Here is a 12,432-nt window from a genome sequence, read left to right on the forward strand (position 1 = left end):
TAGGTGGTTATCAGACGATTCTGACATAAAGTTAAGCCCAATACTGATGTGTGGAGCAGCAATTTGAGTTTTAAATAGCCACATGTCATTTAATGCATTTATTCATGCGCAATTAAAGACTATTTATCAATGAACAATTAAACTAAAGGAATAATCATGAATTGGGATCAAGTTGAAGGTAATTGGAAACAATTAAAAGGTAATGTTAAAGAGCAATGGGGCAAACTGACTGATGATAATTTAGATATTATCGCAGGCAAGCGCGATCAACTAGCGGGCAAAATTCAGGAAGCTTATGGCGTTAATAAAGAAGAAGCAGAAAAACAAATTTCTGACTGGGAACGCAAAAATAAGTAATTGAATGCGATTTCAAAGCAGTACAAATGTAATATTTGTACTGCTTTTTTATATTTAAAGCATTAAGAATAGTGATAAATGCTGTTTGTAAAATAGTAATATGCTGGAAAAATTTAAGCATTTTGCTTTGCAACAAAGTACAATTTATTCAAGCGTTAATGTCTAAATTAAAATTTATAATAATTTATTAAAAGGGAAACAACATGTCCTCAATCATTGGCTTACTCATACTAGTATTAGATATATTCGCTATCATCAAAATCATTCAAAGCTCGGCTTCTGGTACAGAAAAAATATTGTGGATTCTCGGCGTGTTATTCTTCCCTGTAGTAGGCTTAATCGTTTGGTTCTTTGCTGGTCCAGGTGGCAAAAAGATATAAAAGTCTACTTTTGAAGATGAGTGTTAATGACGTTACTACGTCATTAACTATTTAGAACTTTCAAAATCAGTGTTATAAATTTATTAAGGAAAATCACATGCATGTAAGCTTTGAGCAAGCGCAACAAATTATTGATAAAGCAGTAGAAAAATCTAAAGAAATTGGCGTAAAAATGTGTATCGCCGTGTTAGATTCAGGCGGCAATTTAAAAAGCTTCAGCCGAATGGATGATGCATGGGTAGGTAGTATCGATATTGCGATTAAAAAAGCAAAAACAGCCTGTTACTTCGCCATGCCATCTGGCGAAATTGGCAAACTTTCAGTGCCAGGCTCACCTTTATACGGCATAGAACATTCTAATGATGGATTAATTACATTCCCTGGTGGACTACCAATCGTCGATAACGAAGGCATGTTAGTTGGCGCGATTGGCGTAAGTGGCGATACGGTTGAGAACGATCATATTGTGGCGCAAGCAGGTGTAGATGTAGCTGGCGTGTGCGATGTACCTAAACATCCTTGGCGCACTTAAAGTGTTAATGACATAGAATTTTATTCCAATTCCCTCGCATGACCCGAATGGGCTATTCCAAAACACCGAGAATACCCATTCGGGCTATTTTGTTAGATTAGTTAGTTCAATATGATGAGTCCGTGGTCAAATTTTACGGATTTATTAGCTCAACTAATATCAATAAGGGGAAATAAAAATGAAATTATTAAAATATTTATTAGCGTCAATCGCTTTAATCGCAGGTACAGCTCAAGCAAACACAATTAGCACAACAGTTAGAATTGATAACGCGCCAATTAATCAAACAGTAGCTTATGTTAATTTTAAAGTAACAGACGCAGGTCTTTTTAATATTAGCGCAGTAGAATCATTTCTTAGCTTAACAGATCCATATATTTATCTATTTGCTAGTCCAGCAAGCGTAGGTACCTTTATTGAATCTAGCGACGATGTGAGCTTTCTCAATAACAACTCACTTATTTCCCGCAATTTGAATATTGGCAGCTATGTTCTTGCTGTTTCTACTTACGACTTTAGTTTATCTGAAGCAATTTCCGGTTATAACGGCAGCGTTAACTTCATTAATGACGGTGATGTTAAAATCACAATTAGTTCACACAATGGCGTAGCTGAGTTCACAAATCCTTCTGCAGTTCCAGTTCCAGCAGCAGCTTGGTTATTTGGCTCTGCATTAATGGGTTTCGCTGGCTTTAGACGTAAATCAGTTTAATAACACATTAGTTATTAACCAATAATAAAGCCGCATTTTATGCGGCTTTATTTATTTAAATTCATATACTTTAAAACTAGCGTAAATTCAGCACATCTCTCATATCGTACAAACCAGTCGATTTAGCCCCTAAATATTTGGCAGCACGCAAAGCGCCTTGCGCGAACGTAGCGCGACTGCTGGCTTTGTGTGTCAGCTCCACGCGCTCGCCTATTCCAGCAAGCACAACGGTATGATCACCGACGACATCACCGCCACGTAAAGTTGCAAAACCAATCGTGCCCGCTTCGCGCTCACCAGTCACACCTTCGCGCGCATAAATAGCGCAATCTTTAAGTTCCTTGCCTAAACCTTGCGCAGCAGCTTCGCCCAACCTTAACGCAGTGCCTGAGGGCGCATCCACTTTATAACGGTGATGCATTTCAACCACTTCTATATCGTAGCCTTCATTCAGCACTTTTGCGGCTTGCTCAACCAAGTTAATTAACAAAGTCACACCAACACTCATGTTGGGCGCAAAAACAATGGCGACTTCTTTTGCAGCAGCTTCAATTAAAGCTTTTTGCTCTACTGTCAATCCTGTGGTACCAATCACGTGTTTTACCTGCGCTTTTTTGCAGGCTTCAAGATACAGCAAAGTAGCCTCTGGCCTTGTAAAGTCGATCAGAACGTCTGCATTTTTTAATGCTGCATCCATATCACCAGTGATTTTTACGCCAGTATTTTTGCCAAATTGCTCACCTGCATCGCGGCCAATTTGTGTACTATCGGCACGATCTACTGCGCCGTGCAATTGCAGTTCGTTATCCGCGAAAACACCTTCCAACAGTGCATGACCCATGCGACCTGTTACGCCAGCAATGACAATTTTTATTTTACTCATTTTTATACTTAATATTTTATAGTCTTGATATGCTTTTAAAAACCAATTTTTTCTAACATTCTCTCAAAATAACCAGGCTCTTCCTCAACGGGAAGTGGCTTCTCTTCTGCAGCATTAGGGCTTTTAACTGGTTTTGTTGTTTCTTTATTAACTGACTCTTTACTGCTATTTTGCACTGGTTTATTCGAGCTTTTATTCGATTCAACTTCTTTCGTATCTAAATTTCTATCCAGCCTAAAAATAACCTCATCATCGGATTTAGTCGACGAATCAGGCGCTGGAGTAGACGGTGCTGTTTTCTCAGGTGCAATGATTGGCTGCTTAATTTCTGCTGGCTGAGCTTCTACTGGTTTAGACTTAACCGCTGGCGGCTCTACAGCAGGCGCGCTTTCTACTGGTTTATTATCTGCAGGCGCATTTTCAGCTGGACTGTTTTCATTTGGCGCAATTGTAATCGGCACAACCAATAAAGATGGTGTCTCAACAGTAGGCGAAGCATCAGGAGCTGTTGTGGCAGGCACAGATTCTGCTGGTTTTGATTCCGGCGTTACAGGTACAGCAATTGGCTCAACTGCTTGCGTATCACTATTTTTTAGAGTTTCGTCATTTTTTGGCGCTTCACGATTTCTCCAGAACTTCAGATTCTCAAAAACGCCTTCTTTTTCTGTTGATTTAGCCGCTGCTGGTACTGGTTCTTTAGATAAAACAACCGCGCCCGTGTCAGCGCCCGGTGTTCCCTGTGGCACAACATCGCCACGCACACGCGCTAGCACATCTTTTTCAAAGTCTAAGATAACCCGCCGCTGTTCAACCACTTTACCAGCTTGACGCAACTGGTAAAAATAATCCCAGCGATTGGTATGAAAACTATCAATCACAAGCGGCGTGCCCATAATAAATTTCACTTGCGATTTGGTCATACCAGGTCGCAACTGCAATAGCATTTTGGATGTAACGACATTACCTTGTTGAATATCCATTTTAAACGGCCTGATGACAGGCACGCTAGAGCCGCAGCCAACAATCAATGTGCTGCAAGCAATGAATAAAGGAAACAATAAACTGCGCATGGTTTTATGCATGGGTAAAGACTTATTACTAAATTGGCGTTAATATACCACGATGGCTAACAGCCTAAAACTACAAATTATCATCCTATTATTATTGAGTACCTACTATGCATGATCAAAAAGATTTAAAAAACGCTGGATTAAAAGCAACCTTGCCACGTTTGAAAATTTTAGAGTTGTTTGAAAACAGCAAAGAGCGCCATTTATCGGCAGAAGATGTCTATAAAATATTAATCACTACAGGTGAAGATGTTGGGCTAGCAACGGTTTATCGCGTATTGACCCAGTTTGAAGAAGCAGGTTTGTTATCACGCCATCATTTTGAAAGCGGCAAAGCCGTATTTGAGATTAATGAAGGCACGCATCATGATCATATCGTCTGTGTTAAATGTGGTCGTGTAGAAGAATTCTATGATGCCGAAATCGAAAAACGCCAGCAAGAAGCAGCTGAATCGCGCGGTTTTAAAATGCAAGAACATTCACTGATGATTTATGGCATTTGCGCTGTACAGCCTTGCGGCAAGAAAAAATAAATACATTAAAAAATTAACACCTAAAAATAGGCAGTCCTCAATAAATCGGTGGCTTAGTTTAAATCGTTATTTGGCCTGCCCTATTTAAATCCAAAACTTTGCCATAGTTAATGGTTAACTTGCTAGCTTTTGAATCACTTCGTAATCGGAGTCAATCATGTTTAAACATTATTCTTCGCTAATCATTGCAGTCGCAATCAGCTTAAATTTTTCCGCTTGCGGCACGAACCCGGTTACCAAAAAAACAGAATTTCAGTTTGTTTCAGAAGACAAAGAAATTGCGATTGGTAAAGAAAACTACTCCCCTGCTCGCCAATCACAAGGCGGCGATTACATTATCGACCCAGAGTTAACCGCCTATGTGCAGGATATTGGCAAGCGCCTTGGTGCGGTTTCTGATCGCCCAGAATTGCCTTATGAGTTTGTCGTGTTGAACGACTCGGTACCAAATGCCTGGGCAATGCCGGGCGGCAAAATCGCGTTTAATCGTGGCTTATTATATGAATTAAATAGCGAAGCAGAATTAGCCGCTGTTATGGGTCATGAGATTGTGCATGCGGCCGCACGCCACGGCGCAAAAGGCATGGAGCGCGGCATGTTATTACAAGGCGCAATGATTGCAGTAGGCATTGGCGCGCAAAACAGTAATTACGGCAATTTAATTGTGGGTGCATCACAGCTTGGTGCGCAATTAACCACTAGTAAATATGGTCGCGATGCAGAATCAGAATCTGATTATTACGGCATGTTGTATATGAAAAAAGCAGGTTACGACCCTTCCGCCGCAGTCACTTTACAAGAAACGTTTGTGCGCTTGAGCGCAGACAAAAAAAGTGATTTTATTACTGGGCTATTTGCCAGCCACCCACCATCTCAAGAGCGCGTGAATGCCAACAAAGCAACGCTAGCCAAAATTGGTGCTGGCGGCAATCTAGGCAAAGAAGTTTATGCGCAAAAAGTCGCTAAGGTAAAAGCTACTGAGGCAGCCTACAAAGCCTACGATGAAGGTGTAAAAGCGTTAGCCAAAAAAGATACCGTTACTGCAACCAAGTTGGCAAAACAAGCCATTGCAGGAGAACCGCGCGAAGCACGTTTTCAAGAACTGTTAGGCGATATCGCTTTAACCGATAAAAAATCGCAAGAAGCAATTGGCTACTACGAAAAAGCCATCAAAATGCAGCCCGATTACTTTAAACCACACATTCAAACTGGCATTGCTTTATTTAACTTAGGCAAAAAAACCGAAGCCGAACCTTACTTAAAACGTGCAAACGAATTACTACCCACCGCGCCAGGATATGCATTAATGGGGCAAATTGCCGAAAGCCGCGGCCAAACCGATTTAGCCTTACAAAATTATCAAATGGCCGCCAGCTCAAATTCAGAAATTGGCAAAGAAGCCTCTGAGCGCGCCATGCGCATTGATTTACCGCGCAATCCAGCTAAATACATACAATCCGGCGTGCAAGCAGATAATGCAGGTAATTTATACGCGATTGTGCAAAATGGTACTTCTGTGCCAATCGGTCGTGTGCAAGTGCGCGTAGTGAAGTATGACGCACAAACTGGTCGCGCGATTGGGCAAAGCAGACCGATGGTTATTAATGGCGTTGCAGCAGGTAAACGTAATCAAATTGCGGTAGGTGAGCGGATTAAAACAGCGCAAGAAGTGCAGCTTTATAAGGTCGTAGTTGAGGCTGCCGAACTGGTTAAATGAAATAATGGGCATTCATTTCACGTTAGTCAAAACAGGTGCGATAAAAATATTTAACCAATTGATTTAAAAAATGATTAAGCAAACCACTATTAATTTAACAACCTACCCAAATAAAAGATTAAGTTCGGATTTGGGGTCTACTTTACGTTAGGATGAAAATGCGATTCCGCTTTTGGATGATTCTAGTTTTTACTCTCAGTGGTTGCGCAACCGCAACTTCTGTTAATCTTTCATCAAACAGCATTGCAAGCGAAGCCTCTTTCTTATTTGCAGATGAGCGTTCTGAAAAGCAGAAAAGCTCTTATCAGCAAACAGATTCTAGCGGTAGAAATGTTTATTTTGGTGATAACACACTAAACCCAACAGGGCCGCAATTGCTTAAAGGAATGCTTCAGCAAAATCTAAGCATTGAATTAACTGGGAAAAAAATTGTGCTTACTGACTTTCTAGTGATTGTAACTGATCCCACAGTATCAATAGACAAAGCAAGACTACAAGCCACCTCTGCCCAGGTGCCTAATGGAGTAGCTGTTACGCCTTTAGCAGAAGCGCTCATTTATAGCATAGAGAGCGGTAAAAAAAATGTTTATATTCGAATAACTGGAAAAGTTGGGAACAATGATTACTCTAATCAAAATTCTAGAAACTTTTGGGCTGGAGCTTCTGAGTCTGACATCAAATCTCTTATTAATAAAACACTTGATGACTCAGTCAAAGAAATTAGGAATATTGTGACAAAAAAATGATTTTCTTATGTCTCAAGAAACTTGTCATCCTAACCCATCATTCAAGCTGGACTGGTTTAGCTAGATCCTTAATTCAAAAATTATTAGACACCCAGCATCTCTTTTGCATGACTACGCGTGGTTTCGGTTATATTCAAACCTCCCAACATACGCGCGATCTCCTCTACTCGCTCATCTACATTTAACGCTTGAATATGGCTTAAAGTTGCACCATTTTCTTGGGTTTTGCTCACTTGCAAATGTTGCATGGCTTGCGATGCGACTTGCGGCAAATGCGTAATGACTAACACTTGGCGTTCTACACCTAATTGTTTTAGCAATTGCCCAACGACTTCTGCTACGCCACCGCCGATACCTACATCGACTTCATCAAAAATCATGCATGGCACACTGCCTTGGCTTGCCGTTGTAACATGTAGCGCTAAACTGATGCGTGACAATTCGCCGCCAGAAGCCACTTTATTTAATGGTCGCGGCTCAACGCCTGCATGACCTGCCACTAAAAATTCTACTGTTTCTAAACCGTTAACTGACGGCTCACATGCAATTAATGCAACATCAAATTTGCCGCCACTTAATGATAAACGTTGCATTTCTGCGCTGATTTTTTGGCTTAATATTTTGGCTGCCTGTTGGCGACTTTGGCTTAATTGCTTAGCTAAATCTTGGTAGATTTTTAACGCTTCCGCCTCTTGTTTCGCCAGCGCGCCATCATTGGCAAAGCTTTCTAATTCCGTCATGCGCATTTGGCATATCACTAGCAAATCGGGCAGTTCTTCTGGCTTGCTGCGATATTTGCGCGCAATATTATGTATGGCTTGAATGCGATTATCCACTTCAGCCAACCTTGCAGGATCTAACTCCGCACGTTGTAAATAGCGGTTTAACGCGCGACTAGCTTCTTCCAGTTGTATTAGCGCAGAATCAACACCATCTGCCGCCTCTTTTAATTGCCTATCAAATTCTACTAATGCGACTAACTTTTGTTGCACTTGGGCAAGCATGCCAGCAGCATTTACATCGCTTTCATCTAACAGCGAAATACACGCTTCTAAACCTGCCAGCAAACTAGCGCCGTTAGCTAAACGATGATGTTCTGATTGTGTTTCCTGCCAATCTTCTAGCGAAAAATTTAGCTGACTCAACTCACGCGTTTGGTCGCGCAACTCTGCTAATTCATCGGCATAAGCCGCTGCATTTTTTTCAGCATCTATTCGTTGGCTATTTAATTGCGCCCAAGTTTTATATTGTTTCGCTACTTGGCTTGTTAATGCTGAACTACTAGCAAAATCATCCAAAATTTGTCTTTGGGTAGTCGGCTTAAGTAAAGAGTGATGCGCATTTTGGCTATAAATATCCACCAAAAACTCGCCTAACTCTTTCATCTGATTAACGGTTGCAGATGCCCCATTAATAAAACCGCGACTGCGTCCATCCGCATAAATCACGCGCCGTAACATCAGCGAATCATCCGCCTCAATCTCGTTTTCACTTAACCAATTTTTGGCGGCAATATTTTGATTAATGGAAAAAGTCGCGCTAATATCGGCTTTATCTGTGCCTGCGCGCGCAATCAAGCCATCATTTCGCGCACCCAAAGCCAATGATAACGCATCAATTAAAATGGATTTACCCGCGCCAGTTTCGCCGGTTAGCGTGGTAAAGCCGTTTTCAAACTCTAAATCGAGCGTGTCTACAATAATGAAATCGCGAATGGAAAGTGCTTGTAGCATAGTTAACTATTTTTTGATGCTAAAAATGGGTTAAGTCTTGGTTTTAATAGGTTAAATTCTAGTAAATTAAATCTTAGTTTCATGTATGACTTTCCGTCTATTTTTCACGAACAATCGTGCCTTCCAGCACATAACGGTTTTTGCCTTCAATAATGGTGGAATAGACTTTCATTTGCCTAAAGTTAACCGCTTGACTGACTTGAACACCGGTTTTTTCTACCCAAGTTACGTAATAGATATGCTTATTTAATTCATATCTCTGAGGTTTTTCTAAACCTTTTGTGCCAACTTCTGGCCCTTTTATGCATTCCCATGCCATGTGTTCATTGTCTTTAGCAATCACGCGATATGTGTTACCTGAGTTATATTGATATAGGAATTGTCCGATATAAGCTTCAACGGCAAAAGCGTTTATGCTGATGCAACACATTGCAAAAGCCGCAGCAAATAGTTTAATTTTTAGCATAAATTGAATTTCTAACCCCAGTTCAACTTGTTGCGCAACATATCAAAATAACAGTATTCGCTTGGATGCAGCAACTTCACTTCTTTTTCTGCGCGTTGGATTAAAATCCTGTCGCCGCTTTCTAGCAACATTTGAAATTGCCCGTCATAACTCACTTGGCCGTCATCGCTTTGTATCAAGGTAATTTGAATCAAGCTAGAACTATTAACCGCAATAGGCCGATTGCTGAGCGTATGCGGGCTAACTGGCACAATCGCGATAGCTTCTAAACTAGGATGCAAAATCGGCCCGCCCGCACTTAGCGCATAAGCCGTAGTGCCAGTTGGCGTGCTTAAAATCAAACCATCTGCGCGCTGTTTGTGCACAAAACTGCCATTGATTTCAACCGCAATCTCAATCAAACGTAAGCCGCCTTTAATCACGATATCGTTAAACGCCAAGCCTTGATAAATGGTTTTTCCGCCACGCAATATTTTGGCATTCAGTAACATGCGCGATTCGATTTGGTAGCGATTGGATAGAATCCTATCCAATGAGCGCAGCATATCTTCTGCACGCAAATCAGTTAAAAAACCAAAGCGGCCGCGGTTAATGCCCACCAACGGAATATTATAATCAATCAGATTTCTTGCCACACTTAACATAGTGCCATCGCCGCCCATCACAATAGCTAAATCTACTTTGCTGCCTATCTTTGCCAATGCTGCAGTTTTAAAACCAGATAATTCCGCGTATTTCGCCGTATTTTCTTCTATCCAAACTTCTACATTTTTAGCTCTTAAGTGGCGTGCTAAATCCGCTAAGTCCGTTTGCATTTGCTGCAACGCAAATTGATTCATGTATTTGCCAATAATGGCGATAGATTTGAACGGTTGAGTCATCTCACTATTAAATCATAGATTAGGATATTTGAAAAAGTGAGCGTATAAAAATAGGCAAAAAAACTGTACCAACATGAACTTAGCTGGCATAAATAGACCCAGCTTTAAAAATCACTTAAAACTCAAAAATTAAACACGACTTAAGCGATATAATGGCCGTTAATTAACGATTTATTCAGCTGATTCAATTTGGACAAACGCGCGCAAATCTTGCTAAAAACCTTGGTAGAACATTACATTAGTGATGGTCAGCCAATCGGCTCGCGCACGCTTTTACAACATAGCGGGCTTGATGTTAGCGCAGCGACGATTCGTAACGTGATGTCTGATTTAGAACAGCTCGGTTTTATCGCCAGCCCGCACACATCTGCAGGCCGCATTCCCACCCAAAAAGGTTATCGCTTATTTGTTGATTCTTTACTAACAGTTCAGCCACTTGAAAGCCAAGCCATTCAGTTAATGAAAATGGGTTTGAATTCGCCGAATCAAAACGAGTTAATCAGCAGCGCGGCAGATATGTTGTCGCAATTGACGCAGTTTGCAGGCGTGGTGATGATTCCCAAACGGCAACGTGTTGCATTTAAACACCTGGAATTTTTGCCTTTAAGTGACAAACGCATTTTGGTGATTATTGTGACCAGCGATGGCAATGTGCAGAACCGCATTATTTTGGCTGAAAAACCTTATTCAGCTAGCGAGTTAACCCAAGCCAGCAATTACTTTAACGCTAATTTTTCTGGGCAAACATTTACAGAAGTACAGCAAAAACTGCATCTTGAGCTGAAACAAATGCAAACTGATATTAATCAATTGATGGCGGCAGCATTAGAGGCTAGCAGTAAAGCCGTAGATAACGATGGCGTGGTAATCGCTGGTGAGCGTAATTTATTACAAGTGGATGAACTTTCCACCAATGTGAATAGTTTGCGCAAATTGTTTGAGATATTCGAACGGCGTACTTCATTAATGCAATTGCTAGATAACAGCCAGCGTGCGGAAGGTATTCAAATTTTTATCGGTGGGGAAAGCGGCTATTTGCCTTTAGACGAATGCAGCATGATTACCGCGCCTTATGAGGCGGATGGTCAGGTGGTCGGCACGCTCGGCGTTATTGGCCCAACTAGAATGGCTTATGAACGCGTGATTCCGATTGTGGATGTGACGGCGAAATTGCTGTCAAACGCGCTATCAAACTCTTAAACCTGTCGGCTATCGTGTTGTTAATAGCTATTGGCAAGCGTTTACTCTAAAATTATTTAATATGGCTTATTACAACTCCGAACCATCTTTTTCCCATGGCGATCAACTTAAAGTCGGTATCTTAATCGCGAATCTTGGCACACCAGATGCGCCCACCGCCAAAGCTTTACGGCCATATCTGCGTCAGTTTTTAAGTGATACGCGTGTGGTCGAAATTCCACGTGCAATTTGGTGGTTTATTCTGAACGGCATTATTTTGCTTATCCGCCCAAAAAAATCAGCCGCTAAATACGCGCAAGTATGGACTAGTGAAGGTTCGCCTTTGTTGGTGCATGCGCAAAAACAAACCCAATTATTGCGTGGTTTTTTAGCGCAAAAAATCAAATCACCATTCGCGGTTGAGTTAGGCATGAGCTATGGCAATCCCAGCATGCAATCGGCCATCGAAAAATTAAAAGCCCAGCATTGCGATAGGATTTTAGTCTTTCCATTGTTTCCGCAATACGCCGCCAGCAGTACATCTGCGACATTAGATGCCGTGTGGAAAGTACTACTTAAAATGCGTAACGTGCCTGCAGTGCGCACGATTCGCAGCTATCATAACCATCCTGCTTATATTGCAGCGCTGGCAAAAAGTGTACAGGCACATTGGCAAATTAACGGAAAGCCGACTAAATTAGTCATGAGCTTTCACGGCGTACCGAAAGTACATTTAACCAAAGGCGACCCGTATCACTGTGCTTGTCATAAAACGGGCCGTTTATTGGCTGAGGCATTAGGTTTAGGTAAAGACGAATATGTCATCGCGTTTCAATCGCGCTTTGGTAAACAAGAATGGCTGAAACCCTATTTAGCATCAACATTAGAAGCCCTAGGCAAAGCAAAAACCAAGCGTGTTGATGTGATTTGTCCAGGATTCAGCAGCGATTGTTTAGAGACTTTAGAAGAAATCGCTATGGAAGGAAAAGAAATTTTCACGCATGTTGGCGGCGGCCAATATCATTACATTCCTGCCCTCAACGAAAATGATGCTTGGATTCACGCGATGACTGAAATTGCGCTGGAAAACCTGCAAGGCTGGGTGACGACTGATTCCCTTGGTGATTGGGATAGCGCGTTGGCGAAAAAAGACAATGAGATGACTAAATTACGAGCGCAAGCTTTGGGTGCAAATCAATAAGCGTTATACTTTCACAGATTCGATAAATTCATTATATGAGAT

The 12,432-nt window shown here is 41.4% G+C and carries 14 protein-coding genes; 9 read left to right on the forward strand and 5 right to left on the reverse strand.

The features are described 5' to 3' along the window. The first annotated feature begins 156 nt into the window (after window positions 1-156). The 4 genes from METVE_RS0100385 to METVE_RS0100400 all read left to right on the forward strand — a co-directional run bounded on the left by METVE_RS0100385 (window position 157) and on the right by METVE_RS0100400 (window position 1,981). On the forward strand, window positions 157-357 hold the full coding sequence (locus tag METVE_RS0100385) for a CsbD family protein (RefSeq protein WP_020166460.1): 201 nt from the start codon (window positions 157-159) through the stop codon (window positions 355-357). Window positions 358-560: 203 nt separating this feature from the next. Further along, complete coding sequence (locus METVE_RS12655; protein ID WP_020166461.1) at window positions 561-737, forward strand: PLDc N-terminal domain-containing protein; 177 nt, start codon at window positions 561-563, stop codon at window positions 735-737. Between the two features lie 97 nt (window positions 738-834). Continuing rightward, window positions 835-1,269 (forward strand): GlcG/HbpS family heme-binding protein, encoded by a 435-nt coding sequence (locus METVE_RS0100395; RefSeq protein ID WP_020166462.1) that lies wholly within the window; start codon window positions 835-837, stop codon window positions 1,267-1,269. A gap of 178 nt (window positions 1,270-1,447) precedes the next feature. Continuing rightward, window positions 1,448-1,981: a DVUA0089 family protein gene (locus METVE_RS0100400; RefSeq protein ID WP_020166463.1), complete on the forward strand. Its 534-nt coding sequence runs from the start codon at window positions 1,448-1,450 to the stop codon at window positions 1,979-1,981. Between the two features lie 76 nt (window positions 1,982-2,057). On the opposite strand, the gene dapB is transcribed toward METVE_RS0100400, so the two are convergent. Continuing rightward, complete coding sequence (dapB, locus tag METVE_RS0100405) at window positions 2,058-2,864, reverse strand: 4-hydroxy-tetrahydrodipicolinate reductase (RefSeq protein ID WP_020166464.1); 807 nt, start codon at window positions 2,862-2,864, stop codon at window positions 2,058-2,060. Between the two features lie 35 nt (window positions 2,865-2,899). Beyond that, window positions 2,900-3,946 (reverse strand): outer membrane protein assembly factor BamE, encoded by a 1,047-nt coding sequence (gene bamE / locus METVE_RS0100410; protein WP_020166465.1) that lies wholly within the window; start codon window positions 3,944-3,946, stop codon window positions 2,900-2,902. Window positions 3,947-4,041: 95 nt separating this feature from the next. Here bamE and fur point away from each other — a divergent pair, with 95 nt between their 5' ends. From fur to METVE_RS0100425, 3 genes are all read left to right on the forward strand, one after another. Further along, window positions 4,042-4,467, forward strand: a complete 426-nt coding sequence (gene fur, locus METVE_RS0100415; RefSeq protein ID WP_020166466.1) for a ferric iron uptake transcriptional regulator — start codon at window positions 4,042-4,044, stop codon at window positions 4,465-4,467. Between the two features lie 157 nt (window positions 4,468-4,624). Further along, window positions 4,625-6,184, forward strand: coding sequence for a M48 family metalloprotease (locus METVE_RS0100420; RefSeq protein WP_020166467.1), 1,560 nt, complete (start codon window positions 4,625-4,627; stop codon window positions 6,182-6,184). Between the two features lie 158 nt (window positions 6,185-6,342). Then, window positions 6,343-6,930: a hypothetical protein gene (locus METVE_RS0100425; RefSeq protein WP_232415343.1), complete on the forward strand. Its 588-nt coding sequence runs from the start codon at window positions 6,343-6,345 to the stop codon at window positions 6,928-6,930. 83 nt (window positions 6,931-7,013) lie between these two features. On the opposite strand, the gene recN is transcribed toward METVE_RS0100425, so the two are convergent. The 3 genes from recN to METVE_RS0100440 all read right to left on the reverse strand — a co-directional run bounded on the left by recN (window position 7,014) and on the right by METVE_RS0100440 (window position 10,010). Next, window positions 7,014-8,663, reverse strand: a complete 1,650-nt coding sequence (gene recN / locus METVE_RS0100430) for a DNA repair protein RecN (protein ID WP_020166469.1) — start codon at window positions 8,661-8,663, stop codon at window positions 7,014-7,016. Between the two features lie 97 nt (window positions 8,664-8,760). Next, a complete protein-coding gene (locus tag METVE_RS0100435; protein ID WP_020166470.1) occupies window positions 8,761-9,129 on the reverse strand; it encodes a phenolic acid decarboxylase in 369 nt (122 codons plus the stop codon). 11 nt (window positions 9,130-9,140) lie between these two features. Beyond that, window positions 9,141-10,010: an NAD(+) kinase gene (locus tag METVE_RS0100440; RefSeq protein ID WP_020166471.1), complete on the reverse strand. Its 870-nt coding sequence runs from the start codon at window positions 10,008-10,010 to the stop codon at window positions 9,141-9,143. Between the two features lie 189 nt (window positions 10,011-10,199). On the opposite strand from METVE_RS0100440, the gene hrcA reads away from it, so the two are divergent. Then, on the forward strand, window positions 10,200-11,210 hold the full coding sequence (hrcA, locus tag METVE_RS0100445; protein ID WP_020166472.1) for a heat-inducible transcriptional repressor HrcA: 1,011 nt from the start codon (window positions 10,200-10,202) through the stop codon (window positions 11,208-11,210). Between the two features lie 61 nt (window positions 11,211-11,271). Further along, window positions 11,272-12,390 carry a ferrochelatase gene (hemH, locus tag METVE_RS0100450; RefSeq protein ID WP_020166473.1) on the forward strand — a complete coding sequence of 373 codons (1,119 nt, stop codon included), beginning with the start codon at window positions 11,272-11,274 and terminating at the stop codon, window positions 12,388-12,390. Window positions 12,391-12,432 lie beyond the last annotated feature (42 nt).

The organism is Methylotenera versatilis 79, assembly GCF_000384375.1.
In the GTDB taxonomy this organism is placed as follows: Bacteria; Pseudomonadota; Gammaproteobacteria; order Burkholderiales; family Methylophilaceae; genus Methylotenera_A; species Methylotenera_A versatilis_B.

What these genes read in the sequence shown, in the direction of transcription:
- METVE_RS0100420 (WP_020166467.1), top strand. Translation starts at nt 4,625, where the DNA reads ATGTTTAAACATTATTCTTCGCTAATCATTGCAGTCGCAATCAGCTTA.
- METVE_RS0100395 (WP_020166462.1), top strand. Translation starts at nt 835, where the DNA reads ATGCATGTAAGCTTTGAGCAAGCGCAACAAATTATTGATAAAGCAGTA.
- METVE_RS0100385 (WP_020166460.1), top strand. Translation starts at nt 157, where the DNA reads ATGAATTGGGATCAAGTTGAAGGTAATTGGAAACAATTAAAAGGTAAT.
- fur (WP_020166466.1), top strand. Translation starts at nt 4,042, where the DNA reads ATGCATGATCAAAAAGATTTAAAAAACGCTGGATTAAAAGCAACCTTG.
- recN (WP_020166469.1), bottom strand. Translation starts at nt 8,663, where the DNA reads ATGCTACAAGCACTTTCCATTCGCGATTTCATTATTGTAGACACGCTC.
- dapB (WP_020166464.1), bottom strand. Translation starts at nt 2,864, where the DNA reads ATGAGTAAAATAAAAATTGTCATTGCTGGCGTAACAGGTCGCATGGGT.
- METVE_RS12655 (WP_020166461.1), top strand. Translation starts at nt 561, where the DNA reads ATGTCCTCAATCATTGGCTTACTCATACTAGTATTAGATATATTCGCT.
- METVE_RS0100435 (WP_020166470.1), bottom strand. Translation starts at nt 9,129, where the DNA reads ATGCTAAAAATTAAACTATTTGCTGCGGCTTTTGCAATGTGTTGCATC.
- METVE_RS0100400 (WP_020166463.1), top strand. Translation starts at nt 1,448, where the DNA reads ATGAAATTATTAAAATATTTATTAGCGTCAATCGCTTTAATCGCAGGT.
- bamE (WP_020166465.1), bottom strand. Translation starts at nt 3,946, where the DNA reads ATGCATAAAACCATGCGCAGTTTATTGTTTCCTTTATTCATTGCTTGC.
- METVE_RS0100440 (WP_020166471.1), bottom strand. Translation starts at nt 10,010, where the DNA reads ATGACTCAACCGTTCAAATCTATCGCCATTATTGGCAAATACATGAAT.
- METVE_RS0100425 (WP_232415343.1), top strand. Translation starts at nt 6,343, where the DNA reads ATGCGATTCCGCTTTTGGATGATTCTAGTTTTTACTCTCAGTGGTTGC.
- hemH (WP_020166473.1), top strand. Translation starts at nt 11,272, where the DNA reads ATGGCTTATTACAACTCCGAACCATCTTTTTCCCATGGCGATCAACTT.